The organism is Lachnotalea sp. AF33-28, assembly GCF_003477885.1.
Classification (GTDB): Bacteria; Bacillota; Clostridia; order Lachnospirales; family Lachnospiraceae; genus AF33-28.
On record NZ_QUEE01000001.1, the window covers coordinates 295,094 to 320,687 of the forward strand.

Genomic DNA, 25,594 nt, shown 5'->3' on the forward strand with positions numbered 1-25,594 from the left:
ACCACATTTATCCATATAACTGAGTATCGTTTACCCGCACCGGCTGTTTGGCTTCAATGCCGGCTATATCCCGCTGTCTGGCTGTCTAGTATGCTGTTTGGCTGAACATAATAAAATGCTAGTTAATTATATGCTTTTCTTAGGTTATGGATTTGTAGGCGCAGCGGCCTTAAGACGTTTTACACGTAGAATTTCCCATTGTTTCATTCCGCACTCGGTAATCTCACAGAGCACCCCCACATCTTATCAGATGCATATGGCCTCATCTTTAGCGGAGGATACCGGTTTTTGTTAAAGAACAAGTAACATGTAAACGATTCTGTTTTCAGTTATATAACGCGCTGTGTTGTATCATACTTATATTACAGGAAGAATTCCACTTTGTCAAATATCTGTGCAGTTCTTTACTTGATTTCGCCACTTAAAATTGATATGATAAAGAGTGTCCGTACTTTTTTACCGGAAAGCAGGTGGATAAATGCTGTCAGAACCTTTAACTCTATACAAACTGATGATCCTCTATATGCTGAAACAGGTGAAATTTCCCCTGTCCAATTCGCAGATATCCGAATTCTTTCTGGATAATGAGTATACCACGTATTTCACTTTGCAGCAAGCCCTCTCCGAGCTTTTGGAATCCACTCTGATCCGGGTGGAAACCACGCGGAACAGCACCCGTTATGAAATCACGCGGGAAGGTGAAGATACGCTGACTTTTTTCGGAAAAAAGATCTCCGAAGCCATCGTGGAGGATATGGACCGTTTCCTTCAGGAAAATAAGATACGCTTAAGAAACGAAGTAGGAGTCGTAGCGGATTACTATAAGAACACCAGCCAGGATTTTACCGTACACTGTGAGATCCGTGAAGGAAAGAAGTCTCTGTTTGAACTGAACCTCTCCGTCCCCACCCAGGAACAGGCCGAGGCCATGTGCAGCCGCTGGCACGATTCCACTCAGGCCATCTACTCCTATGTAATGCAGGAGCTGATGAAAGAAAAAGATTAAACTATAACTATAGCAAAGAAGAGGTTAACCCATGATCATAAAATCCGTCAATCTGGAAACCGTATGTGGAATCACCAGCACTCTCCCCCAAAATACAATGCCCGAATTCGCATTCGCGGGCAAGTCAAACGTAGGGAAATCGTCACTGATCAACGCGCTGATGAACCGCAAATCCTATGCCAGGATCTCCGCCCAGCCCGGCAAAACTCAGACCATCAATTACTACAACATAAACGGCGAACTCTATTTCGTGGACCTGCCCGGCTACGGCTACGCCAAGGTATCCCAGGAGACTAAAGCCAAGTGGGGGAAGATGATTGAGAACTATCTCCATACCTCCGCACAGCTCAAATGTGTCTTTCTCCTGATCGACATCCGCCACGAGCCCTCCGCCAATGACCGGGATATGTATGACTGGATCGTATACAACGGCTTTCACCCGCTCATCATCGCCACTAAGGCGGACAAGATCAACCGCAGCCAGCTTTCCAAGCAGGTAAAGCTGATCCGCACAGCCTTAGATTTAGACGCCGGCACCACGGTCATCCCTTTCTCCGCCGAAACCAAACAGGGCAGAGACGACATATACGCCCGCATCGACCAATTACTCTCCGGCACCGATTTATAAAAATTCCGAATCCCACGCCCATGTCCGGCCAAATCTGCGCCTGACACGGGCATTTTTATTCAATAGGAAAAACGGCCTATTGAACAAAAATGCTCCGCAAGGATCGCACTGCGTGGAAGGTATTATGTCGCTAAAGCGACCCGCTGCAGGCGGAGAATCCCGCGAGCGGGATTCTTTTTCATTTATTTGGAAGATACTACCTATTATCCTTTTTCATTTCTTGAAGCTCTATTGAGGGCAGATAATCTCGCAAGTACTTCGGTTTTGCGGGCCGGCGTTCACACATGTACTCCGTTTTGAGGGCTGGCGATCTCGCGCATACTCTGTTTTGAGGGCCGGCGATCTCGCAGCCAGGGCTTAGCGGGGAGGACAGAAGGGGGGACGGAGGGCGCCGCTGCCAGGGGCTGTCTGTATACTTTGCATCTGCAGGCGTTTAGAGTATCTTAGTTGTCCTGATTTTATGCAAATGGGAAATGAACCTTGTTTGAGCGAAGCGAGTTTGGTTCATTTCCCATTGTCCTGCATAAAATCAGGAAAGCTTAGATACTCTTAACACCGAAGCCCGCAAAGTATGCAGACAGCCCCTGGCAGCGGCGCCCTCCGTCCCCCTTCCGTCCTCCCCGCTAAGCCCTGGCGGACCTCTTCGCGGCCCCACATTGGCGGACGCCTCCGGCGGCCCGCCCCCTACACCAGCGCCTGCTGAATCACCTCATCCATCGCGCTGACATAGGCGATATCCAATCCTCTGGTGATCTCCGCGGACAGCTCGGCCACATCCGGCCGGTTTTTCTCCGGCACCAGCACATGATGGATGTTCGCCATCTTAGCGGCCAGCAGCTTCTCCTTCAGCCCTCCGATGGGCAATACGCGTCCGCGCAGCGTCACTTCTCCGGTCATAGCCAGGTCCGCCTTTACCTTGCGGTCTATCACAGCAGACAGTATGGCCGTGGCCATGGTGATGCCGGCTGACGGGCCGTCCTTGGGCACAGCGCCTTCCGGTATGTGGATATGGATATCATGTTTATCGAAAAAGTCCTCTTCGATCTGAAAATCAGGCCCGATGGAACGGATGTAGCTGATGGCGGTCTGGGCGGACTCCTTCATCACATCCCCCATCTGTCCGGTCAGCTGGATCTTGCCGCTGCCCGGCATGACGTTGACCTCAATCTGCAGGGTGTCACCGCCCACGCTGGTCCATGCCAGCCCGCGCACAATCCCCACCTCGTCGGTTTCATTGGCCATGTCAAAGCTGACCCTTTCTATGCCCAGGTATTTCTCCAGACTGTTTTCTGTGACGCGCACCGAGGACTTGTTCTCCTCCAGTATCTCCTTGGCTGCTTTGCGGCAGATATCACCGATTCTTCTTTCCAGATTGCGCACGCCCGCTTCTCTGGTATAGTTTAAGATGATCTTCTGCAGGGCCTTTTTGCTGATGGACAGCTGGGCAGGAAGCAGCCCATTCTTTTTCATCTGCTTTGAAATCAGATAATTTTCCGCAATATGAAATTTCTCGTTTACCGTATAGCTGTTGACTTCGATAATCTCCATGCGGTCTAACAACGGCCGCGCAATGGTTTCCGTCGTGTTGGCCGTGGCGATGAACAGCACCTCCGACAGATCCAGCGGCAGTTCCACATAATGATCCCGGAATTTGTTGTTCTGTTCCGAATCCAGCACCTCCAGCAGTGCGGAAGCCGTGTCCCCTTTGTAATCGCTGCTTACCTTATCGATCTCGTCCAGCAGCATCAGAGGATTAGCGACGCCGGCCTGTTTCAGCCCTGCCGCAATGCGGCCGGGCATGGCGCCCACATAGGTCCTGCGGTGACCGCGGATCTCCGCCTCGTCCCGCACTCCGCCCAGGCAGATCCGCACATAATTACGGCCCAGCGCTCTGGCAACCGACCTGGCGATAGAAGTCTTACCGGTTCCCGGCGGGCCAACCAGACACAGAATCGGAGCCTCCCCTTTATCCGTCAGCCTGCGCACGGCTAGATGTTCCAGAATTCTCTCCTTCACCTTTTCCAGGCCGTAGTGGTCCGCATCCAGTATCTCCCTCGCATGCTTGATATCAATATTTTCTTCGGACTGCCTGTCCCAGGGCAGTTCCAGCAGCGTTTCGATATATGTGCGCATAACCGCGCTTTCCTGTCCTAAAGGGGTGGTGCGGAAACGCGCGATCTCCTTGCGGATTCTTTCCTTTATCTCGTCGGAAGCTGTCAGCGCGTCGCACTGCTTTATGTAGTCGTCGGCCTCTGATCCCGTATTCTCTTCGCCAAGTTCCTCGCGGATGACTTTCATCTGTTCCCGCAGGATGTATTCCTTCTGATTTTTGTCGATCCGGTCCCTGACCTTGATCTGGAATTCCTTCTTAATCCTGGCGATATCCGTCTCATGGCTGATCAGTTTCTCCTCATAGGCAAACAGCTCCAGATAGGACTCCGCATCCAGTATGGACTGTCTTGCTTCATACTCCAGCGGCAGTGAGATCCCAATCTGATAGAGAAGGACATCCAGCTCCTTTATCTTTAAAAGCCTGGGCACAATCTGTTTGCCCACCGGCATAACTTCCATGCCAAATACCTTCAGCCGGTCCCCTATGATTCGCACAAATCCTTCCTGGGTCAGAGGATCCAGTTCCCCTGCTATATCGCCCAAAGGTGAATCTTCCACCTCGCCAACCAGATAATCCCCAGATGTATCCAGTGTCATCAGTTTACCTCTGGTCAATCCCTCCACAGTCACTCTGGTCAGGCTGCTGGGCATCTTGAGCACCTGCTTTATACGGGCAGTTACTCCGAATCTGAACAGGTCCTCCTGCTCCGGCTCTTCCAGCTCCGGATCCCGCTGTGTGACCAGAAATACCATCTGGTCCGATTCCATGGCCTTGTCAAGCGCCGCAGCGGATTTGTCCCTGCTGACGTCAAAATGCGCCGACATATTGGGAAGGACTGAAAGCCCGCGAAGTGCTATTACTGGTTTTTCCATTGTATCCTCCACTTTTCATCTTATCTTTTTGCGAAAATAGCTGATAAAGGGGATTCTCCGGTTACAGGGTACTATCCTCATTTATCAGCTATTAGGTAAAGTTATGCAAACTTCTTTTTAACCTGAACCTCTTCTGTGCGGTAGGTCAGCTCCGGCTCACCGTCCTCCTCTTCCACCATAGCTCTGGTTACCCTGCATCTGCCTACGGTATCATCGGAAGGAAGCTCATACATCATATTCGTCATAGTATGCTCCAGAATCGCCCGGAGACCCCTGGCGCCAGTCTTGCGTTCCACTGATTTCTCCGCGATCACCTCCAGCGCATCCCTGTCAAATTCCAGCTCAATGCCGTCGATCTCGAACAGCTTCTGATACTGCTTGATCAGAGCATTCTTAGGTTCGGTGAGTATGCGCACCAAGGCGTCCTTATCCAGATAATTTAAGGATACGGAAACCGGCAGACGGCCCACAAACTCCGGGATCAAGCCGTATTTCACAAGATCCTGCGGCATGCATTTTTTCAGCATCACATCCACGTTATCGCCGACCTTCTCATGCACCTCGGCATTGAACCCGATGGAATTGGCCCCCAGCCGGTTTTCGATGATCCTCTCCAACCCGTCAAAGGCTCCCCCACAGATAAACAGGATGTTGGTAGTATCGATCTGATACATCTCCTGATGGGGATGCTTTCTTCCGCCCTGCGGCGGTACGCTGGCGATCGTTCCTTCCAGGATCTTTAACAGTGCCTGCTGTACGCCTTCGCCTGATACATCCCTGGTGATGGAAACGTTCTCGGATTTCTTTGTGATCTTATCGATCTCATCGATGTATACAATGCCGTATTCGGCCTTCTCTATGTCATAATCAGCGGACTGAATGATCTTGAGCAGAATGTTCTCCACATCCTCGCCCACATATCCCGCCTCTGTCAGAGCTGTCGCATCCGCAATGGCAAAAGGCACATTCAGCAGCCTGGCCAGCGTCTGCGCCAGAAAGGTCTTGCCGCAGCCGGTGGGTCCCAGCATCAGGATATTGCTCTTCTGTATCTCCACATCCGGGTCCACGCCGTATTTGATTCTTTTGTAATGATTATATACCGCTACCGACAGTACTTTTTTGGCCTCATCCTGGCCGATCACATATTCATCAAGAAATTTCTTGATTTCCTTCGGCTTAAGCAGGTTAATGCCTTCCAGTGCGCTGCCAGAAGCGTCATTCTCATCAAACTCTTCTTCTAAGAGCTCTGCGCAGAGCTCCACGCACTCATCACAGATATAGGTATCCTTGGAACCCGCGATCAGTTTTTTCACCTGATCCTGGGTCTTTCCGCAGAACGAGCACCTGTACTGATTGTCAAATCTATTCGCCATTGTTATCCTCCTACCGGCTTACAATCACTTCATCGATCAGGCCATAAGCTTTGGCTTCTTCCGCGCTCATGTAATTATCCCTCTCGGTATCCCTCTCAATTACCTCCAATGGCTGTCCTGTTCTGTCGGCGAGGATCTGGTTTAATTTCTTTCTGGTCTTGATGATCATATCGGCCACGATCTGAATCTCGGTGGCCTGGCCCTGAGCGCCGCCTGAAGGCTGATGAATCATGATCTCCGCATTTGGAAGCGCAAACCGCTTGCCCTTGGTGCCGCCCGCCAGCAAAAATGCTCCCATGCTGGCTGCCATACCCATGCAGATTGTGGATACGTCGCATTTGATATAATTCATCGTGTCGTAAATAGCCATGCCGGCCGTTACGGAACCTCCGGGGCTGTTGATGTACAGGGAAATATCCTTTCCGGGATCTTCCGACTCCAGAAACAGCATCTGCGCTACTACAATGCTGGCGGATACATCCGTCACCTCTTCACCTAAAAATATAATCCTGTCCCGAAGCAAACGGGAATAAATATCATAGAATCTTTCACCGCCTCTGACGGTTTCGATCACATTAGGTATAATAGCCATAGTGGCTCCTCCTCTCTGATCCTGCAATTAAGATGGGTGTAGAGCCCATCAAACCTCTGCTGCCTGTGCAACAAGGAAATCCACCGCCTTCTGTACGGCGATATCCTTCTTCATCGAGTTCTTTTCTTCCTCACCCATGAGGTCTTTCAGCTTGTCTGCCTCCATCTGGTACATGGCGGCCATATTTTCAATTTCCTTCTCCAGATCTTCTTCCGCAGCTTCGATGTTCTCCACGGCCGCCACTGCTTCCAGAACCAGTCTGGTCTGGATGCGCTTGAGTGCCTGAGGCTTCATCTGCTCTAACATGGAGCTCTCTGTCTGGCCTGTATACTGCATATACATCTCCATAGTCAGTCCCTGCTGCTGCATTCTCTGAGCGAAATCATTGACCATGGTCTTAGCCTGGGAATCCACCATCGCATCCGGAATCTCCATGGACGCGTTCTCAATCGCCTTATCCACTACGGCGTTTTCTTTCTCTGTCTTAGCTTCTTTCTCTTTGCGCTCGCGGATGTTCTTCTCAACATCGGCTTTGTATGCTTCCAGAGTATCGAATTCAGAAACTTCACTTGCGAACTCATCGTCAATTTCCGGCAGTTCTTTTACTTTGATGCCTTTTACGGTTACCTTAAATACAGCCGCCTTGCCCTTTAATTCTTCCGCCTGGTAGTCCTCCGGGAAAGTTACGTTTACTTCTGTCTCCTTGCCGATCTCGGCACCGATCAGCTGCTCTTCAAATCCGGGTATAAACGCGCCGGAACCGATCACCAGCTTATAGTCCGTACCCTTGCCGCCTTCAAACGCAACGCCGTCCACGAAGCCCTCGAAGTCAATGGTGGTTTCATCTTTATCCTGCACTGCGCGGTCTTCCACGGTGGTCATCACACCGTTCTTCTCCTGCTCTTTCCTGATCTCATCCATGATGTCGTCTTCGGTCACAATCACGGTGTTTTTAGGCACTTCGATTCCCTTATACTGTCCGAGAGTCACTTCCGGCTTCACAGCAACCGTAGCCGTATAGATCAGATCTTTGTCAGGATCCACCTGATCAAAGCCCAGTTCCGGCTGGGATACGATTTCCAGGCCGCTTTCCTTTGCAGCGTTTTCATAGCTTTCAGGAAGCAGGTCATTGACAGCGTCTTCCAGGAAGATACCCTTGCCGTACATCTGCTCGATCATTTTACGGGGAGCTTTACCTTTTCTGAAACCGGGAATATTGAATCTATTCTTTGTTCTTAAATAAACTCCCTGCATAGCCTTCTCCACCTCGGCAGCGGGTACCTCAATCGTAAGCTTTGCCATATTCTTTTCTAATGTCTCTACTTTTACACTCATCGCGTGTATCCTCCTTATTTATTCGCATTAATAATATTATTCCTGAATTCACTTTTTGTATAGCCAATTTTTAGCATTGGCAGTATATCATTATACCATAACACCGGCGGTTATGCCAACTGTTTTTTGTTCAATAGAAAATACTCCCGCGAGCGGGATTCTTTTTCATTTTATAGGCAAGTACTCGTTTTCGGAAATCACCGCATCGATCCTCTGCTTCACAAGGGCAGCCACCTCGTTGGTTTTCATATCTTTGTAATCGTCATAATACAGCGGGGCAAGATAATGCAGCTGCACGGTCAAAGGCTTTATAGAACTCACGTCAAACGCCTTATAGCTGTCGATGAGCACCGCCGGCACGATGGGGCATTTTGCATAATAGGCGCTCTTAAAGCTGCCGCCTTTAAATTCCTGGGTACGGTTCGGATTCTTCGTTCTGGTGCCTTCGCTGAAAATCAGATAGTTTCTTCCCTGCTTCACCTCTTCCGCCATCTGCCTGATCACTTTCATGGCGTTTCTGGGGTCTTCCCGGTCGATGGCCTGAGCCCGCATTATGATGCGCACCTGTTTGATCAGCACGACGTTCTGCACTTCCTTTTTCATCACTACGGTAAACGGATCGGGATTGGCCTCTAAAAATGCCAACACATCAAACAGCCCCTGATGATTTGGGAACAGGATATATCCGTTCTCTTTAGGAAGATTTTCCAGGCCGTGAACCTCTATCTTAACACGTCCGCCTTTATTAGCATGGACGGTCACATGTTTCAGCAGCGCAAATCTCTGTTCCTCCGTATATTTATCCGATCTGCCGTAATACCAGATCTTGAAAAACCAGATGGGCGCAAATAGTATATTTCTAAGCACCATGAGACAGATTCTTTTCATTTCAGCACCGCCTTCCGAATATCACCCGTTACATAAGCGGCGAAAGCAGCCTGCAGACCTGTTCCTTAAGGCGGATGATCAGCGGCCTTCCCGCATATGTTTTTCCGGTAATCTCCTTGCATTTTTTAATGTCTTCCAGGAAAATCTCCTCCAGCATGCCGGTGGCCTCTTCATCGTAGATCACAGCATTCACTTCGAAATTCAGCTGAAAGCTTCGGATATCCATGTTGGCGGTCCCGTAGCTGCTGACCGCCCCGTCCACCATAACGCCCTTGGCATGAATAAAGCCGTTCTGATAGGTAAAACATCTGGCCCCCGCCTCCAGAAGGTCGCCCATATAGGAGTAGGTTGCCCAGTAAACAAACGGATGGTCCGGCTTACATGGGATCATCAGCCGCACATCCACACCGGATTTAGCCGCGATGGTTAACGCCGACAGTATGGATTCATCCGGTATAAAATACGGCGTCTGGATATAAATATTTTTTTTGGCCTTATGCATCATACGCAGGTAAGTATCACGAATGTTTTCTGTCTTGGCATCCGGCCCGCTGGCGATGATCTGCATGCGGCGGCAGCCTTTACGCTCCCCGTTATAGGTGAAATACCGGCTGTCTGTAAAAAGATTCTTTCTGGTGGCGAAATTCCAATCCAGAGCAAATCTCATCTGCAGCGCCATCACCGCGTCTCCCCAGACCTTAAGGTGGGTGTCCCGCCAGTATCCGAACTTGGGATCCTTAGAGATATACTCCCTACCCACATTAAATCCGCCCACATAGGCTACCTTTCCATCAATTACAACAATCTTGCGGTGGTTGCGGTAATTCAAGCGGAGATGGAACCATTTCAGTGAGGCGGGAAAGAATGCGGTGATCTCAATACCGGCGGCCCTAAGCTCCTTTAAAAGCTTGCCGGGGAACATGCGGCAGCCCATAGCGTCGTAGAGAATTCTGACCTCCACTCCCTGCCTCGCTTTTTCTATCAGCACTTTCCGTATTTCATCAAACAGCTCGTCATTGCGGATAATGTAGTACTGCATATGGATATAGTCAGTGGCATTTTTCATCTCGGATATCAGGTCGTTAAATTTATCCACACCGTCCGTAAATATCTCCAGTTCATTGGTGTCAGTAAGTATGGCGCCCTCCACTTCCAGATTGTATAGGGCCAGATCTGCGAATTCCGAATAGATGAAATCGTCTTTATCGTGTGCTTTTGTCTTGAGCACCTCTTCCTGCATGCTGATGGTGGAATTGAGGCCGTCCTCCACTTCCTTAACCTTAAACATGTGGCTCTTATACATATCCTGACAAATCACCAGGTAAAGGATAAAGCCCACTATGGGAATGAAATAGAGTACCAGTAGCCATGTCCAGACCGCCTTGGGATCTCTTCTTTGAAAAAATACGATGATTATGGAAAATATGAGATTTATAAAAACCAGATTGTTCCAGATCCACATCCAGATTTCCATCAGGGTATCACCTAATGTATCCCACATAAGCGCTCCTTTCAATGTTACCGGCCAGTTAAGTTGGTGACCTGCGCGCACTTTACATGCGCCTTTGCCATGCCCATGCTTTCTTCAGAAAAGGGACAGCCAGCGGCTGTCCCTATGTGCGGTAATCCTAGTCCGCATACCGGATTCACAGTGATTCCGATATGATATCAGATTGTTTGCAGCTATTATTTCAGAGTAACCTTTGCACCTTCTGCTTCAAGAGAAGCCTTAGCAGCCTCTGCCTCTTCCTTGGAAACGCCCTCTTTCAGAACCTTAGGAGCTCCGTCTACCGCGTCCTTAGCTTCCTTTAAGCCTAAGCCGGTCAGCTCACGAACAACTTTGATAACCTTAACCTTGTTAGGACCAACTTCTGTCAGTTCAACATCGAAGGAATCCTTCTCTTCTTCTGCTGCTGCGCCAGCGCCTGCTGCTGCAACTACAACACCCGCTGCTGCGGATACACCAAATTCTTCTTCACAAGCTTTTACTAACTCGTTTAACTCTAATACGGATAACTCTTTGATAGCTTCAATAAATTCAGCTGTTGTTAACTTTGCCATTTCAATTACCTCCAATTATTTTTTTAATCTGATTATTCTGCTCCTGTCACCAACCGCAGGCTGATGACCTGCACACATTAGTGTGCTTCCGAATTTGCTTCTGCGATCTGATTAAGCACACGAGCCAGGTTTGTAATAGGTGACTGAATGCTTCCAAGCAGTTTGCCGAGCAGTTCTTCTCTGCTGGGGATCGTAGCGATAATTTTAATTCCGTCGTTGTCGTAGTATGTTCCGTCAACCACACCGGCCTTCAGTTCCAGTTTATCCGCTGTTTTAGAGAAGTTAAACAGGATTCTGGCAGGGGCTGTTGCGTCTTCTTTGGATACCGCTAGAGCAGTGGGTCCTTCCAGATGGGGAACCAGCGCTTCAAACTCTGTACCCTTAACCGCAAAATTGATCATGGTGTTTTTATAAACCTTGTAAACTACCCCGGCTTCTCTTAACTGCTTACGCATCTGTGTATCCTGCTCAACAGTCAGGCCTCTGTAGTCTACCAGCACCGCCGCTTTTGCGCCGTCTAACAGATCGGAGATCTCCGCAACGATCGGCTGCTTTTTTTCCACTTTTGCCATGAATGGTGCACCTCCTTATAGTATTAAGTACCGCCGATATAAAAAAACTCCTATACCGCAAGGCATAAGAGGCATAAGGATCTCTATCTAAGATTCTCTTATCTTCCTCGGCAGGCGTTATCATGCTTATGCCCTAAGGCACCTGCTGTCTTCGGCGTGATACTTGATATAAAATATCATAAAAAACCGGTTCTGTCAACCACTTTTTTGTTTTGACAGAACCGGTTATCTCGTTATCCTAATTTAACAGGATTGATCTTAACACCAGGTCCCATTGTGGAGGCCAGTGTTACACTCTTTAAGAACTGACCTTTAACAGCGCTGGGTCTTGCCTTAAGAATAGCATTTATAAGCGTCTGGAAGTTGTCGGTTAACTGCTCCTCACTGAAGGAAGCCTTACCAACTGGCACGTGAATAATATTTGTCTTATCCAATCTGTACTCAATCTTACCAGCCTTGATATCCTGGATCGCCTTTGTAACATCCATGGTAACGGTACCAGCCTTCGGGTTAGGCATTAAACCCTTCGGTCCAAGTACACGTCCCAGACGTCCTACAACGCCCATCATGTCCGGAGTAGCAACTACAACGTCAAAATCCAGCCAGCCTTCATTCTGGATCTTCGGGATCAGTTCCTCTGCGCCTACGAAGTCAGCGCCTGCAGCGGTTGCTTCATCAGCCTTTGCATTCTTTGCAAAAACTAATACCCTTACTGTCTTACCGGTTCCATGAGGCAGTACTACCGCACCACGGATCTGCTGATCGGCATGACGGCCATCACAGCCTGTTCTGATATGAGCTTCGATTGTTTCATCAAATTTTGCTGTTGCGGACTTCTTAACAAGGGATACTGCGTCTGCAACATCATAAAGTACGGAACGGTCAACTAATTTAGCGGCCTCAGCGTATTTTTTTCCTCTTTTCATTTCAAAAAACCTCCTAGTGGTAATTGCGGGAATGTCCCTCCCACGTTCTTTGTATTACAGTTCCCGCACATATGGCGGGTATTTCCTGCTGATTATCCGTAGCAGTTATTCAGCTACAGTGATGCCCATGCTTCTCGCGGTACCGGCTACCATGCTCATAGCAGCCTCTACGCTTGCAGCATTTAAGTCAGGCATTTTCTGCTCTGCGATCTTCCTTAAGTCTTCCTTGGAGATCGTAGCAACCTTGGTCTTATTCGGTACACCGGATCCGGATTTCAGGTTGCAGGCTTTCTTCAGCAGAACTGCTGCCGGCGGAGTCTTTGTGATAAAACTGAAGCTTCTGTCAGCATATACGGTAATCACTACAGGGATCACAACATCACCCATGTCCGCTGTCCTGGCATTGAATTCCTTGGTGAACTGCACGATATTCACACCGTGCTGTCCAAGAGCAGGACCAACCGGCGGTGCAGGTGTTGCCTTGCCTGCAGGAATCTGCAATTTGATATAACCTTGTACTTTTTTTGCCATTTTAGGCACCTCCTAAATCTTTTCAATTTTGCTCGTCACTCATGACGGCGCAACACTGAAAGTGTTGTGGTATTGTCGGGAGTTAATCACTGCTTCACGGCACGCATACGCGCCTTTCCCTCCCACGTCCGGCTTACAACCGGCACAAGTCTTACTGCATTTTCTTTACTTCCGTGAAGTTTAATTCCACCGGTGTCTCACGGCCGAACATGTCCACGTTGATCGTAACACTCTGTTTCCCCTGATTGATCGCCTTTATGACGCCAACCGTGTCTTTCCAGACGCCGGATATTACGGCTACGGTATCTCCCACTTCGAAATCAACAACAACATTGCCGCTCTCACGAATACCCAGAGGCCTCATCTCCGCCTCTGAAAGCGGAACAGGCTTGGAACCCGGGCCCACAAACCCTGTAACACCGCGGGTATTGCGGACTACATACCAGGTATCATCCGTCATGACCATGTGAATCAGCACATACCCGGGAAACATCTTCTTCTGAACTTCTTTTCTGACTCCGTTCTTCACTTCCACGACGTCTTCCAGGGGCACTGCCACTTCCAGGATCAGGTCGTGCAGCTTTCTGTTTTCGATTGTCTTCTCCAAATCGGCTTTGACTTTATTTTCATAGCCTGAGTAAGTGTGAACCACATACCAATTTGCCTCTGCCATAAAATCCACCCGTCCTTATTTAATGATCAAACCAAGACCTGACTTCAACACAAAGTCCAGCAATGCAATAACGATACCCAAGCCAATTCCTATTGCCAGCACGGCAGTAGTGTTTTTCACAAGTTCTTTCTGATCAGGCCATACAATTTTATGGAACTCTGCATTCAGATTTTTTAAGATGTTCTTTTTGGGAGCACGTTCTTTTTTTGCGTTTTCTTCCATTTTTTCACTTCCTTGCAATTGACTTGACGGCCTGTTTACTTAGTTTCCTTGTGCAGTGTGTGAGTCTTGCAGAATCTGCAGTACTTCTTGGTTTCCATTCTTTCCGGATGGTTCTTTTTTTCCTTTGTCATGTTGTAATTACGCTGTTTGCATTCTGTACATGCCAATGTGATTTTAACGCGCACAACTTCCACCTCCATATTCATTCACTTGTAAATTAGGTCAAAAAAAAAAGACCTATTCGCTTCCATACGCTCGCTCACTATACCATATTTCGAGCAGGAAGTCAATGGGTTGGGGAGGAAAATGTCAAATTGAAATTTGGTTACGGTTACGGTTGCTGTAAACTTCCCGCGCATGTGGGGGCAGAGTCTGGTCCTCATTGGGACACGCTCTCGCTCCGTGAAGCGCGCAGCGGTTCTAACGCTGCAAACTACGCAGCGAAAGAACCGGCGGGCTTCAAGGGATCCCTATGAGGACCAGACTCTGCCCCCACATGCGCTGCTTTACCGGCAACTCTAAGCTAATGTAAATCTCAGCATTCGATTTGACATTTTCAGCTGGGTGTCGGGCGGTTGCTGCTTTATGGTTTGCTCTAATGCTGCAAACTACGCAGCGAAAAAAACGGCGGGCTTCAAGGGATCCCTATGAGGACCATACTCCGGCCAGACATGTGCTGCTTTATCGGCAGCACTAAGCCATTGTAAATCGCAGCATTCGATTTGACATTTTCAGCTGGGTGTCGGGCGGTTGCTGCTTTATAGTTTGCTTGACAGTTAAAACTCATAGTATGACGCTTTTAATATGGTTGGCTTTTCTTCCATTTGGATGCGTTGTTCGTCGCCGTTTAGGTGCATATATCTAATACAGCCGGTGTCTTTATCGAAGGTACCCTTTTCCAGTGACAGGAAGTCCAATTGCCTGCCTGGGTCTGCGGTTTCGATGTTGGCTCTGTAGCCGTAGCCTAGAAAGATCAGCTCATTTTCGCTCTGTTGAATCGCCAGGCCGGCGCCTGGGATGAATTCGTCCACATCATTGATCGGATGGTAGAACTCTAATGATATGAGGTATCTGCCCAGACGGATCTGTTTGGTCATGCAGCCGTCGTTTTGTATAAATCCGATCATTTTATCCGATCCATAACAGCCGGCGATGAGCGGCATACTGTTGCCAAGCAGCCGGTAACTCATGGACAGGTACTCTTTTACTGTTTTGCTGGAAACATTCTTGTCATCCGGATTTGTGTGCATGATCTGCGTGATGAATGATTTATCCTCTCCGATACTCTCTGCGCCGAACGGGGAATAGCACAGCGCATGATAGGTGCCGACAGCTCCGTAAAGATTGGCGGGTGCCCATTTATCTCTGCGGGTTTCCGCTATGAAAAGCGGGTTGTCGCTTCTTGTATACAGGCCTGCCGCCTTTTCAAAGCTGAACGTGTAGAGATCCGGCGACAGCGCATCCAGATCGGGCGCTCCGCACTTCCAGATATCGAGCATCTCCGGCACCGGGCCGCCGCATGGATAAACACCTGGCTTTTCATCGTCGGATTCTTTCAGCCAGGCGTTCGTAAACATGAAAAGGGCATAGCACGCTTTGCCGGATTTCACTAGCCGGTTTATATGCAGGGAATAGTTCCAGCACATAAATGCTTCATCCGCGTTCCTTCTGAATATATTGGCCCAGGATTTATCGGAGGCGGATTTATAAATGTCCGCGGCTTCGCTAAGAAAGCTGGTTCCTGCTTTTTCGATATGCTCAATTAATGCCCGGGGAACATCTTTCCTGTATTCTTCGGCGGCGCCGGGCGAAAAATCTCTTGCAGCGCCAAGGATACCTACTTCGTTTTCGACCTGTACGGCTATCACGGTCTGACTGTCTAAGTCGGATTCTTTCAGAAATTTCATGAAGTTTGTAAAAGAATTGAGCTCCGCTGTTAAAAGATCGCTGCGAAACATGCTGAGCGTTCTTGTTTTCACTCCGGATTCGTCTTCCGTTCTTGGGAACCGTTCCAAATCCGTTTTGATCCAGTTCGGGACATAGGTTGAATGCCCGTTTTTCCAGCTTCCGAACCACAAAAGCACCAGTTTCATGCTGTGGCTGCGCGCGTCTGACAAAAGCTGTGAAACTGAATCAAACTCGAAATGATGTTCCTGGGGCTCTATGAGCTCCCAGTATACCGGGGCTAAAACTGTATTGCAGTTCAGCTCTTTTGCCCTTTTCCACACATTTTGCATATAATGGCGTGAGGTGCATGCCGAGTTATGCGCCTCAGCCGCCAGCATTATAAAAGGCTCTTCATTTATCAGAAAAGAAAAACCGCCGGCCGTTCGAACGATTCGAGGCAAATTTTTCATAGCTTTCCTCCCAAGTCATGACTGGTACCGGGTTGTACCCCTGATAATCAGATCTGTCGGTATGGCGATCCTGGTATTGGAACTCATATTCTCCACATTCTCTATCGCATTGACGATCGCCTTGGAATATTCTTTGTAATTGCACGCGACTGTTGTGATACCCGGATAAATGAACTTCGATATGTCCAGATTATCGTACCCCACAATCGCAATATCTTTGGGAATGCTCATGTTATTTTTATATGCCTCGCTCAATACCCCTGTCGCGACCAGATCATTGATGCATATAATGGCCTGCGGCAGCCTGTCGTTTTTTAACAGTCTCTGCATGGCGATATTGCCGCCCTGCACAGAGTAATCGCTTTCGATAATTTCCCTGCGTATGCTGATCCCATACTTCTCAGCATGATCGATAATCTCTTCTCTGCGCTTTATGGTGGTTCTGACATTAGAGTATCCCCCCAGCAGCGCAACATCCCTGTAACCGGAAGCGGATAAGTGCTCCAGAAGCTGCCTGCTGCTTTTATCCTGTTCCTGATAGATCTGTATGCACTTTAATTTGGGTACATCCACACAGGATATGACCGGTATCTTTTTATTGACATTTTCGATTTCACTGATATACTTTTTTTCACTTTCTGCATCGTCAAGGCGCCCGCCCATAAAGACTATCGCCCTGACATTGGCGGATATGAACTCATTGAGGATATTGGTTTCCAGGCGTTTATCTGATTCGGAATTGCATAACATCAGAGTATAGCCCTTTTTTTGAGCAATCAGCTCTGTTTCATAAAACAGCTGTGCATAATAGGGACTGTTAATGTGAGGGACAATAAAGCCCACCGTATTGGATTTGCTTGACTGCAGAGCTTTGGCGATCTGGTTCGGAGTATAATTGTACTTCTCGATCAGATCCAGCACCCTCCTTCTCTTTTCATCGTTCACTTTTCCCGTATTATTGATGATTCTGGACACCGTTGCCGTTGAAACATTCGCAAGTTTCGCAATTTCAACAATTGTTATTTTCTCGCTCATTAAACTGTCTTATCCTTTCAATCCACTGTCCACGATGCCTTTAATAAAATATTTCTGGAAGCATGCATACAGTATAATAATCGGCAATACCGAAAGCAATGCCATGGCCATGACCGGCCCCTGATCGAGCGCATCTTTGTATCCGCTGATGGATGAGTTTAAAAATACCAGGCCTACGGCCAATGTATATTTGTTCTGATCATTTAAAAATATAACCGGCCCGAAATAATCGTTCCATGTCCATGCAAACATAAAAATCGCCACTACGAATAAAACCGCTTTGGTATTGGGCAGCACGATATTATTTAAGATCTTCAGTTCGCTGCACCCGTCTATCCTCGCGGCTTCCTCTATTTCCGCCGGAAATGTCTTAAAGAACTGAAGCAGCAAGAATATGCTGAAAGCACTCCCCGCCAGCATATTGGGCAGTACGAGCGGTACAAACGTATTGATGAGCTTTAATTTCGCATAGATATTATACAGGGGTATGATCGTTACAAAATACGGCACCATCATGGTTGACATCAGTATTGCAAACCACAGGCTTTTAAGGGGGGCCTCATATTTGGCAAACCCGTAAGCCACCAGCGTAGTACTTATTAATGTACCCAAAATATTTAATACTGTTATTATACTACTATTTTTTAGATATGTAAAAAAATTGCCGCTTTTAAAAATATATTCAAAAGACCGCAGTGTAAAAGGTGACGGGAACAATTCCGGCGGATATTTTACGATTTGCTCCGTGCTCATTAAAGATGTCGATATAATCCAGAGAAACGGAAGTATAAAGATCGTCCCTAAAACAATACATACCAAAAACCAGGCCACATTTCTACTCTTTTTTAACATAAACAGCTGACTCCACCTTTCTCATGTCACCAGCCGAAGGCTGATGACCTACGCACACTTCTGTATGCTTCTTCAGACTTAATCTTCGTAATTCATGCGCTTCTGCAGTGATTTTAATATGAACATGCTGATGAACAATATGATAACAAACATTATCCATGCAAGCGATGCGGCGTATCCGAACCGGCCGAAACTAAATCCGCTGTCATAAATGTACATTCCGTACATATAAGTTTTTTTAAACGGACCCCCGCCGGTCATAATCAGCGGCTGTACAAATACCTGGAAGGCGTTAATGATCCCCATGACCAGATTGAACGCGAACACATTGGAGATTAACGGAAGAGTTATCTTAAAGAAACATTTTATGCTGCCTGCGCCGTCAATTTTGGCGGCTTCGTAATAGGAAGCGGGTATCTGTTTAATGCCGGCTAAAAATATCAGCATCTGTGAACCGCAGAAGATCAGATTCACCAGCGCAAGCGCATTCATGGCCCATTTAGAATCTGTCAGCCAGTACGGCCCCTGAATTCCGAAAACCGATAAAATATAATTGATTAAACCGCCCTCACCCTTTAATAAAAACTTGGCGACGGTAAATACCGCGGCCCCTGCGGCAATTGAGGGGAAATAAAAAACGATTTGAAAGAAATTGCTCGCCTTAGATTCCCTTGACAGCAAAAACGCGATGAGCAAAGCCAGGGTCAGACTTGTCGGCACCGCTATGAGCGCATAGTGAAAGGAATTGATCAGGCTTTTCTTAAACAGGTCGTCATGAAACAGTATGTCGGTATAGTTCTGCAAACCGATAAACTGCGGAGCCGAACTCCCGTTATATTGCGTCAGCGACAGATATAAAGAATATATCAGCGGTATAAAGGTCAGCAGAAAAAAGCCCACCAGCCACGGTGAAATAAACATATAAAAATATTTAGCCTGTTTTCTTTTATATTTCATATTTATCCATCCCAAGATCATCATGATGCAGTCAAAATAACTGCTCGGTCAATAAACTGCCTGTGATAAATTCCGGTATCACCCGCACCGATTCGCACCTGCACAGAGCAGTTGGGTGAATCAATAAGAGTGATACCGGGTAAAATCAGATTACTGTTTCATTCTGTCTAATTTCAGCTGGCCTTTCGTCTGGATATTTTCCAGCGTAGTATCCATGTCCTGTTCACCTGCAAACAGCAATTCCAATTCGTATTTAATAATTTCATCCTGAATTTCATTCAGAACCACACCGTCCACCGCATAATCAAGCGCATCAAAGAAAACAGATTTGTTAAACTTTTTCCAGCCATCCGGAATCGTATTGATAAATTCACTGTCCTCGCTGATGGCCTTTAAAGCAGGCAGACCAATGATCTCCATCTCGCCCTGTACCTTTTCTCCTGCGGACATATACTTGATGTATTCCCAGCATTCATCCTTATAAGGTGTATCCGCAGACATACCAATCGCTGTGGTCCACAACGGAGACCTCCACTGCCCATATGTCGGATTGCTGGGGAAGGTCACGATATCCCATTCAAAACTATCGCCTATCGCTTCGTTAAAGCTCGCCATATCCCAGGAAGCCCCTATTGTCATTGCAAATTTACCGTTTTCAAATGTTCCGCCCACATCGCCGGCCATCGTCGGAGTCGGCGAAACCTGATGCACCTGGTATAAGTCCGTGATAAACTGGACGCCGTCCCTGAAACCCTGTGTATCCGCGGTCATAGTACCGGTCTCCCACTCCCAGGCTTTGTAGCCGTCGTACAGGTTTCTTGCAAGAGAATATGCCCACCAGGATGAGAAGTCCACTCCCCATACCTTGCTGTCTCCCTCGCCTTTTGTCAAAGCTTTTGCCGCCGCAAGAAAGTCTTCCTCTGTCCAGTCATTTGTCGGAAGGGGAACATTGTTTTCCTCGAACATTGTCTTGTTGTAGATGATGAATCCTGAATAGAATGTACACGGCGCCGCATAAACGCTGCCATTGTATGACAGTCCGCTCATCAGGCTGTCCACCCACGCATCCTGCAGCCCGTCTTTTTCTATGTAAGAATCCAGCGGAGCAAACACATCATCCTTAAAATATTCACCACCGAAATCACCGGCAATCTGAACCAGATCCGCTAAGGTGCCGGATGAGAGCTGTACCGTTAATTTCTCGTGGAAACCTTCCGGGATCGCTTCCAGGTTAACATGAATGGTGTCGCTCTGAGCGTTAAACTCTTCAGTCCATTCTGTTTTCCTGTCAATCTCCTGCTGGTTGCCCCATAACAGAAACCTTAACTCCACCTTTTCTCCGTCCGCCGCGGCCGTACTGGCACCGCCTGTCTCTGCGCTGCTGCTGTCAGGAACTTTCGTCTCGTTTGACGATGTGCTGCATGCCGACAGCACCAGTATCATAACCATCGCGATCATAAATACCCTAATTTTTTTACTTTGTGGCATTGACATACCCTCCATTATTTAGTATAATTTAATCACCATTTGTAAACGTTTACATTTTATCATACAAATTTTCGTATGTCAACAGGTTTTGTAAATTGTATTTGTCTAACTATTTGTATTGTTCTTTAAAAAAGGAGGATTGCATTGTGCATAATGCAAAGAGATTTTTTAGTTTCTTAATTATAGCAGTACTGTTATTGACTTCAATGGGTTCCAGCGCAAAGGCGCAGAGCACCGTAACCATCAGTCCGGAATATGAATATCAAACCTTTAAAGGCTGGGGAACTTCACTGTCCTGGTGGGGAAATGCCATCGGCGGGTGGCAGGATACCGTAAAGCAGGGAGAAATACTGGACCTCATATTTGACGATACTGTCGGATTAGGATTTAATGTAGCAAGGTACAATATCGGTGGTGGCGACGATCCGACCCATGTCCATATGCGCAACGGTGCTAACCTTGAAGGTTACCAGCCTGAACCCGGAGTGTGGAACTATTCTGCCGATGCAACGCAGCGCCTCATACTGAATGAAGCGATTGAACGCGGCGTAAACATTGTTGAAGGTTTTGCAAAGACTCCGCCTCACTGGATGACCTACAGCGGGTGTTCCGCCGGAAATACGAACGGCACCAGCAATTTAAAGCCTGAATACTATGACGACTTCGCAGCTTATTTAGCGGATGTATATCTGTTATTTAAGGATACATACGGCATTACCTTCGACTCCATTTCCCCGATCAATGAGCCCAACGGGCCCTGGTGGGAAGTGAACAACAGACAGGAAGGCTGCCACTATACCCAGGAAGAGCAGAATGCATTTTTCAAAGTTTTAAAGGAAACTTTCGTTGCCAAGGGATTATCGGATGTCACTCTTGCGGGACCGGAGGGATTTGAATTCAATTCAACATTATCCTCATGGAACTCCTACGACAGCAATGCAAAAGCCAGCATTGACAAGATCAATACCCATTCCTATTACGGAACAGAGCGCCTGTATCTCAACACAGTAGCATTATGCAACGGCAAACGGCTGGCGCAGTCCGAATACGGCGTCGGCGTGGGGGATCACGACCATAACGCGATTGAAAGCGCCTTAGAGCTGGCCCACAAGATCCGCAACGACGTCCGGGAAATGCAGGTGGAGACCTGGACCTACTGGCAGGCTGTGGAAGAAGAATTCAATGTGAATAACTGGGGATTCATCCATGCCAGTTTTGAAGGCGAGGAGAGCTATGAAATCACAAAGCAATACTATGGAATGGCCAATTACTCCAAGTTTATCAGGCCGGGCTCCACGATCATCGGCGCCAATGATTCCAATATTCTCGCTGCTTTAAACAAAAATACAAATACCCTGACGTTAGTTGTGATCAACGATTCCCAGTCACAGAACAGTTATGATATTGATTTGTCCAAATTTACGACTGTGGGAAACAGTGCAAGCGCATACAGGACATCTCCCACCGAAAATCTTGCACAGCTTAGTGATATCAGCATTCAGAACAATTCTTTACAGGTAAACGCCGCGCCCCAGTCCATTACCACATACGTGATAAACGGTGTCACAACAAACGCCGTACCGGCTTTTGACAGAAATGCAACCTATAAAATTGTGAATAAAAGCGACAACACAAAGGTGATCGATGTGGAGAATTCCTCCCCTGATAACAGCGCAGCTGTTGTGATCATGGATGCGGACAGCAGCAGTATCAGCCAGGGCTGGAAATTCATCGTCAACGATTCAGGTGAATATTACATCGCGAATGTCAATGCGGCCAAAATGCTGGATGTGCCCGGCGCTTCAACAAACAACAGCACCACCATGGCGTTATGGCAGGCAAACGGCGATAACAATCAGCTTTGGCAGGTTGTTGACCTGAACAACGGCTACTTCAGCATTATCAATAAAAACAGCAGCAAAGCGTTAGGTGTCAGAAACGGTGATATGACGAACGGCAATAATATTGACCAGTATGATTATCACGGATATGATAACCAACAGTGGAAATTCGAAGCAATTAATTAAAACAAAGGCGGGTTATCAGTTACAACGGGTGATTTTTATGCGCAATGAAATCAATAATAAGAGAAGGGTTCCCGTCACTTCGGGCAACCAGGCGGTTTTTTCTTACGGTACATATGGCTTTCCATGTGAGCTTTTTTATGATAACATCGATGATTTTGCCGGGGGCACCGTAGAATGGCATTGGCAGCTGGAATTAGAATTTGCTGTCGTCTTAAAGGGTTCTATCGAGCTGACCGTACAGAATGATGTGATTACGGTTCATGAAAATGAAGGATATATTATTTTTCCCAATAAACTTCATAAGGTTAAGAAAAACGGCGGTCAATGCGGGCTATACCGAACGATCATCATCAGCCCGCAACTGATTTACGGGGACAGCAGATCCATACTGTTTCACAAATATTATCTTGCTGTGATCGATGCGGTATCGACCGGATTCATCCTCTTAAACAGAGATAACAGTTTCGGAAATAATATTTTGGACGAGCTTGCCGCCGCGATCCAACTGTTAACCCGCCCTTCCCTCAACTATGAGTTAGAGATACACAGACGCTTTGTAAATATATGGTCAATCTTATACGGCGGCGTGCAGGACGCCCATGACCGCAGTCCAAGGGTTTCATCTAAAGACGAGAATCTGACCAATAAGATATTGTCGTTTATACACACTAATTATAAGTACGATATCACTCTGGATGATATCGCAAGGAGCGGCAGCATCAGCAAATCAGAGTGCAGCAGGCTTTTTCAGCGTACTCTCTCCTGTACGCCCTTTGAGTATCTGACAAATTACAGGATTCTCAAAAGTCAGGAATATTTGAGCGGCGGGGATTATTCCATCACGGATATAGCGGGGTTGGTAGGATTTAACAGCGTTAATTATTACACAACTGTTTTTCGGAAAAATCTTGGATTTACTCCAAGCCAGTATAAAAAGCAGCTTAAGCTGTCCTTCGCGCAGATGTAAAACCTGGTCAACTGTGCCGGCAAAAATGCGCGCCAATACCTTCCCGCCGCAGTGCGATCCCAAGCGGAGCGTTTTTGTTCAATAGGTCGTATTTTCCTATTGAACAAGAAACGCCGGCATCTTATTTCGCCGGCGTTTCTTCACTTTCCCGAAATGTATTCCCTGTAATTCATGTCATCTTCCGGCACTCCTCTGTGCCGGATTCAGGGCCTGTCGCAAAACCGGATGGACCCGGATGATTTTCCTTCCGTTTCAAATATCACCAGCGTATTTCTTCCCTTTTTCAAAAGAGGCGCCGGTACATAAAGTCTTTTCTGAGGCCCGATCTCCCAGAACCGTCCTATATTGAAACCGTTGACAAACACTGCGCCTTTTCCCCAGCCTTCTGTATCCAGAAATGTGTCGGCCGGATCCGGGATCTCAAACTCAAATTCATAAAAGCCGGGCAGTCCCGCCCTCGCAGGAACGGAAAAATCCAGCCCTGTCAGGTCTTCCATTGGCAGCGGATAGATCTTCCATCCGAAATGCAGGTGCCCGTTTACCTGTATCCCCCCGTCTATGCCTTTTCTCTGGTCCTCCATAATGGGAGTGAAGTTCACGCGTCCCATATTTTCCATCAAAATATCCAGCTTTCCGGAGGTACACGCCGCACTCTCCACCGTTTGCTCTGACAGGAGCTCCCTGTCATAAAGCGTCAGGACAGGCTGCTCGTCCAGAAATATATTCGCTCTGTCATTCGCTTTCCATAAGCGTATCTTTTCCAGGCGGCTTAACCCAGGCAGATTGCTTTCATAAAGAATATAGCCATAGCCCTGGTTCAATTTTTCCATACAGACCGGACAGATGCTTTCAGCGGGAACGGATATATGATCAAGGTTACCAAACAGATCGGCGCTTCTTGTAACTCCGAACGCCCCATACGCCTTTCTCTTTATGCTGCAGCTCAAATGTACATCAGGCAAAGCGGCATACCTGCCGATGACTTTCCGGAATTCCGTATACTTTTCAGTGATTCGTCCATCCTCAGTCAGCAGCGCGTCATAATCATAGGAAGTGACATCCGGTTCCAGTCTTTCGTAATAGTTGGCCCCATTCATGAAGCCGAAATTTGTGCCGCCTTCAAACATATAGATATTGACGTGCCCTTCTGTAAGGAGATCATCCAAATCCTTAAGATGTTCTTCAAGGTCGCCGGTATGATGCTCTCCACCCCAGTAATCAAACCAGCCAACCCAGAACTCCATGCACATCAAAGGCTTATTCCCTATCTTTTTCTTCATTAATTCAAACTGGGCCCTGCCTTTTGAGCCGAAATTCCCGGTCGGCAGAGCGCCTTCCACTTTTCCGTGTTCGAAGGCCTCACCCCATGGGCCGTCCGAGGTCACGAGAGGGACTTCGCAGCCGTTTTCAATCATGAGATTTTTTATGAATTCCATATAGGCCGAATCATCGCCGTAATAGCCATATTCATTTTCTGCCTGCATCATGATTACCGGGCCGCCTCTTGTGATCTGCAGCGGGGCAATCACTTCAAATAATACTTTATAATAATCCCTGATGTGCCGGATGTACGGTTCATACATACATCTTAACCTCATCCCGTCTTCCTTCAGCAGCCAATAAGGCAGACCGCCGAATTCCCATTCTCCGCAGATATAGGGAGAGGGCCTCAAAATCACCATAAGGCCAAGTTCCTGCGCGGTCTTCACATATCTGGCAACATCCAGCATACCGCCAAAGTCAAAAGTTCCTTTATGCTTTTCATGAAGATTCCAGGGAATATAAGTCTCTACGGTATTGCAGCCCAATGCTTTGAGTTTCTCAAGACGGTCACGCCAATACTCAGGCAGAATCCGGAAATAATGCATTCCTCCGGAAATTATTTTAATTCGATTATCATTCAAATAAAAATCGTCTTTTATTTCAAATTTATCCATAATCCTGTCCTTTCGCGCATTTAATCCGGTTAAACAGGGCAGCCGGGTACTCCCCATTATCTTGATTATATCAGTGTGTATGCAAAATTTCTTTTAAATTATTTTCAAATTGTTACACTATATTCCCAAGCGGGGCGCAGCGCATAAGCTCTCCTTTTCACCGGCGGCACACCGGCTCTGTT

Annotated in this window: 23 protein-coding genes and 1 other annotated feature; of the genes, 4 read left to right on the forward strand and 19 right to left on the reverse strand. The window is 47.5% G+C overall.

All coding sequences use genetic code 11. The features are described from left to right. Nucleotides 1-478 precede the first annotated feature (478 nt). Nucleotides 479-1,006 carry a DUF4364 family protein gene (locus DWZ56_RS01220; RefSeq protein ID WP_118554560.1) on the forward strand — a complete coding sequence of 176 codons (528 nt, stop codon included), beginning with the start codon at nt 479-481 and terminating at the stop codon, nt 1,004-1,006. A 31-nt stretch (nt 1,007-1,037) separates the two neighbouring features. Next, on the forward strand, nt 1,038-1,634 hold the full coding sequence (gene yihA, locus DWZ56_RS01225; protein WP_118554561.1) for a ribosome biogenesis GTP-binding protein YihA/YsxC: 597 nt from the start codon (nt 1,038-1,040) through the stop codon (nt 1,632-1,634). A gap of 684 nt (nt 1,635-2,318) precedes the next feature. Here yihA and lon read toward each other — a convergent pair. The 18 genes from lon to DWZ56_RS01315 form a co-directional block, all read right to left on the reverse strand. Then, entirely contained in the window at nt 2,319-4,619 is a 2,301-nt protein-coding gene (lon, locus tag DWZ56_RS01230) for an endopeptidase La (RefSeq protein WP_118554562.1), read from the reverse strand. A gap of 101 nt (nt 4,620-4,720) precedes the next feature. Beyond that, the gene (gene clpX / locus DWZ56_RS01235) at nt 4,721-5,992 is read right to left on the reverse strand and encodes an ATP-dependent Clp protease ATP-binding subunit ClpX (protein WP_118554563.1); all 1,272 of its coding nucleotides are present in this window, start codon (nt 5,990-5,992) and stop codon (nt 4,721-4,723) included. A 10-nt stretch (nt 5,993-6,002) separates the two neighbouring features. Next, nucleotides 6,003-6,584, reverse strand: coding sequence for an ATP-dependent Clp endopeptidase proteolytic subunit ClpP (clpP, locus tag DWZ56_RS01240; RefSeq protein WP_118554564.1), 582 nt, complete (start codon nt 6,582-6,584; stop codon nt 6,003-6,005). 48 nt (nt 6,585-6,632) lie between these two features. Next, complete coding sequence (gene tig, locus DWZ56_RS01245) at nt 6,633-7,919, reverse strand: trigger factor (RefSeq protein WP_118554565.1); 1,287 nt, start codon at nt 7,917-7,919, stop codon at nt 6,633-6,635. Between the two features lie 165 nt (nt 7,920-8,084). Continuing rightward, nucleotides 8,085-8,807, reverse strand: coding sequence for a lysophospholipid acyltransferase family protein (locus DWZ56_RS01250; RefSeq protein WP_118554566.1), 723 nt, complete (start codon nt 8,805-8,807; stop codon nt 8,085-8,087). Nucleotides 8,808-8,835: 28 nt separating this feature from the next. Beyond that, nucleotides 8,836-10,308 (reverse strand): cardiolipin synthase, encoded by a 1,473-nt coding sequence (gene cls / locus DWZ56_RS01255; protein WP_118554567.1) that lies wholly within the window; start codon nt 10,306-10,308, stop codon nt 8,836-8,838. A 185-nt stretch (nt 10,309-10,493) separates the two neighbouring features. Beyond that, on the reverse strand, nt 10,494-10,868 hold the full coding sequence (gene rplL, locus DWZ56_RS01260) for a 50S ribosomal protein L7/L12 (protein ID WP_118554568.1): 375 nt from the start codon (nt 10,866-10,868) through the stop codon (nt 10,494-10,496). A 77-nt stretch (nt 10,869-10,945) separates the two neighbouring features. Beyond that, nucleotides 10,946-11,440 carry a 50S ribosomal protein L10 gene (rplJ, locus tag DWZ56_RS01265; RefSeq protein WP_118554569.1) on the reverse strand — a complete coding sequence of 165 codons (495 nt, stop codon included), beginning with the start codon at nt 11,438-11,440 and terminating at the stop codon, nt 10,946-10,948. 32 nt (nt 11,441-11,472) lie between these two features. After that, nucleotides 11,473-11,613: a sequence feature (ribosomal protein L10 leader region), on the reverse strand. A 60-nt stretch (nt 11,614-11,673) separates the two neighbouring features. Further along, nucleotides 11,674-12,366, reverse strand: a complete 693-nt coding sequence (rplA, locus tag DWZ56_RS01270; protein WP_118554570.1) for a 50S ribosomal protein L1 — start codon at nt 12,364-12,366, stop codon at nt 11,674-11,676. 105 nt (nt 12,367-12,471) lie between these two features. After that, a complete protein-coding gene (gene rplK / locus DWZ56_RS01275) occupies nt 12,472-12,897 on the reverse strand; it encodes a 50S ribosomal protein L11 (protein WP_118554571.1) in 426 nt (141 codons plus the stop codon). A 151-nt stretch (nt 12,898-13,048) separates the two neighbouring features. Continuing rightward, the gene (gene nusG / locus DWZ56_RS01280; protein WP_118554572.1) at nt 13,049-13,570 is read right to left on the reverse strand and encodes a transcription termination/antitermination protein NusG; all 522 of its coding nucleotides are present in this window, start codon (nt 13,568-13,570) and stop codon (nt 13,049-13,051) included. A gap of 15 nt (nt 13,571-13,585) precedes the next feature. Next, nucleotides 13,586-13,792: a preprotein translocase subunit SecE gene (gene secE, locus DWZ56_RS01285; protein ID WP_118554573.1), complete on the reverse strand. Its 207-nt coding sequence runs from the start codon at nt 13,790-13,792 to the stop codon at nt 13,586-13,588. Nucleotides 13,793-13,827: 35 nt separating this feature from the next. Continuing rightward, nucleotides 13,828-13,992, reverse strand: a complete 165-nt coding sequence (gene rpmG, locus DWZ56_RS01290) for a 50S ribosomal protein L33 (RefSeq protein ID WP_279220265.1) — start codon at nt 13,990-13,992, stop codon at nt 13,828-13,830. Nucleotides 13,993-14,568: 576 nt separating this feature from the next. Beyond that, complete coding sequence (locus tag DWZ56_RS01295; protein ID WP_118554574.1) at nt 14,569-16,149, reverse strand: DUF5597 domain-containing protein; 1,581 nt, start codon at nt 16,147-16,149, stop codon at nt 14,569-14,571. A 15-nt stretch (nt 16,150-16,164) separates the two neighbouring features. Next, entirely contained in the window at nt 16,165-17,184 is a 1,020-nt protein-coding gene (locus DWZ56_RS01300; protein WP_118554575.1) for a LacI family DNA-binding transcriptional regulator, read from the reverse strand. A 9-nt stretch (nt 17,185-17,193) separates the two neighbouring features. Next, on the reverse strand, nt 17,194-17,796 hold the full coding sequence (locus DWZ56_RS01305; protein WP_158584385.1) for a carbohydrate ABC transporter permease: 603 nt from the start codon (nt 17,794-17,796) through the stop codon (nt 17,194-17,196). A 318-nt stretch (nt 17,797-18,114) separates the two neighbouring features. Continuing rightward, a complete protein-coding gene (locus tag DWZ56_RS01310) occupies nt 18,115-18,993 on the reverse strand; it encodes a carbohydrate ABC transporter permease (protein WP_158584386.1) in 879 nt (292 codons plus the stop codon). A 150-nt stretch (nt 18,994-19,143) separates the two neighbouring features. After that, the gene (locus DWZ56_RS01315; RefSeq protein WP_158584387.1) at nt 19,144-20,481 is read right to left on the reverse strand and encodes an ABC transporter substrate-binding protein; all 1,338 of its coding nucleotides are present in this window, start codon (nt 20,479-20,481) and stop codon (nt 19,144-19,146) included. Nucleotides 20,482-20,627: 146 nt separating this feature from the next. On the opposite strand from DWZ56_RS01315, the gene DWZ56_RS01320 reads away from it, so the two are divergent. Continuing rightward, the gene (locus tag DWZ56_RS01320; protein WP_118554579.1) at nt 20,628-22,508 is read left to right on the forward strand and encodes an RICIN domain-containing protein; all 1,881 of its coding nucleotides are present in this window, start codon (nt 20,628-20,630) and stop codon (nt 22,506-22,508) included. 37 nt (nt 22,509-22,545) lie between these two features. After that, complete coding sequence (locus tag DWZ56_RS01325; protein WP_158584388.1) at nt 22,546-23,475, forward strand: helix-turn-helix transcriptional regulator; 930 nt, start codon at nt 22,546-22,548, stop codon at nt 23,473-23,475. 203 nt (nt 23,476-23,678) lie between these two features. Here DWZ56_RS01325 and DWZ56_RS01330 read toward each other — a convergent pair whose 3' ends face one another. After that, entirely contained in the window at nt 23,679-25,412 is a 1,734-nt protein-coding gene (locus tag DWZ56_RS01330) for a glycoside hydrolase family 35 protein (RefSeq protein WP_118554775.1), read from the reverse strand. Nucleotides 25,413-25,594: the final 182 nt, after the last annotated feature.

Excerpts from the sequence above, each read along its gene's own strand:
- DWZ56_RS01220 (WP_118554560.1), top strand. The coding sequence starts at position 479 with ATGCTGTCAGAACCTTTAACTCTATACAAACTGATGATCCTCTATATG.
- yihA (WP_118554561.1), top strand. The coding sequence starts at position 1,038 with ATGATCATAAAATCCGTCAATCTGGAAACCGTATGTGGAATCACCAGC.
- lon (WP_118554562.1), bottom strand. The coding sequence starts at position 4,619 with ATGGAAAAACCAGTAATAGCACTTCGCGGGCTTTCAGTCCTTCCCAAT.
- clpX (WP_118554563.1), bottom strand. The coding sequence starts at position 5,992 with ATGGCGAATAGATTTGACAATCAGTACAGGTGCTCGTTCTGCGGAAAG.
- clpP (WP_118554564.1), bottom strand. The coding sequence starts at position 6,584 with ATGGCTATTATACCTAATGTGATCGAAACCGTCAGAGGCGGTGAAAGA.
- tig (WP_118554565.1), bottom strand. The coding sequence starts at position 7,919 with ATGAGTGTAAAAGTAGAGACATTAGAAAAGAATATGGCAAAGCTTACG.
- DWZ56_RS01250 (WP_118554566.1), bottom strand. The coding sequence starts at position 8,807 with ATGAAAAGAATCTGTCTCATGGTGCTTAGAAATATACTATTTGCGCCC.
- cls (WP_118554567.1), bottom strand. The coding sequence starts at position 10,308 with ATGTGGGATACATTAGGTGATACCCTGATGGAAATCTGGATGTGGATC.
- rplL (WP_118554568.1), bottom strand. The coding sequence starts at position 10,868 with ATGGCAAAGTTAACAACAGCTGAATTTATTGAAGCTATCAAAGAGTTA.
- rplJ (WP_118554569.1), bottom strand. The coding sequence starts at position 11,440 with ATGGCAAAAGTGGAAAAAAAGCAGCCGATCGTTGCGGAGATCTCCGAT.
- rplA (WP_118554570.1), bottom strand. The coding sequence starts at position 12,366 with ATGAAAAGAGGAAAAAAATACGCTGAGGCCGCTAAATTAGTTGACCGT.
- rplK (WP_118554571.1), bottom strand. The coding sequence starts at position 12,897 with ATGGCAAAAAAAGTACAAGGTTATATCAAATTGCAGATTCCTGCAGGC.
- nusG (WP_118554572.1), bottom strand. The coding sequence starts at position 13,570 with ATGGCAGAGGCAAATTGGTATGTGGTTCACACTTACTCAGGCTATGAA.
- secE (WP_118554573.1), bottom strand. The coding sequence starts at position 13,792 with ATGGAAGAAAACGCAAAAAAAGAACGTGCTCCCAAAAAGAACATCTTA.
- rpmG (WP_279220265.1), bottom strand. The coding sequence starts at position 13,992 with ATGGAGGTGGAAGTTGTGCGCGTTAAAATCACATTGGCATGTACAGAA.
- DWZ56_RS01295 (WP_118554574.1), bottom strand. The coding sequence starts at position 16,149 with ATGAAAAATTTGCCTCGAATCGTTCGAACGGCCGGCGGTTTTTCTTTT.
- DWZ56_RS01300 (WP_118554575.1), bottom strand. The coding sequence starts at position 17,184 with ATGAGCGAGAAAATAACAATTGTTGAAATTGCGAAACTTGCGAATGTT.
- DWZ56_RS01310 (WP_158584386.1), bottom strand. The coding sequence starts at position 18,993 with ATGAAATATAAAAGAAAACAGGCTAAATATTTTTATATGTTTATTTCA.
- DWZ56_RS01315 (WP_158584387.1), bottom strand. The coding sequence starts at position 20,481 with ATGCCACAAAGTAAAAAAATTAGGGTATTTATGATCGCGATGGTTATG.
- DWZ56_RS01325 (WP_158584388.1), top strand. The coding sequence starts at position 22,546 with ATGCGCAATGAAATCAATAATAAGAGAAGGGTTCCCGTCACTTCGGGC.
- DWZ56_RS01330 (WP_118554775.1), bottom strand. The coding sequence starts at position 25,412 with ATGGATAAATTTGAAATAAAAGACGATTTTTATTTGAATGATAATCGA.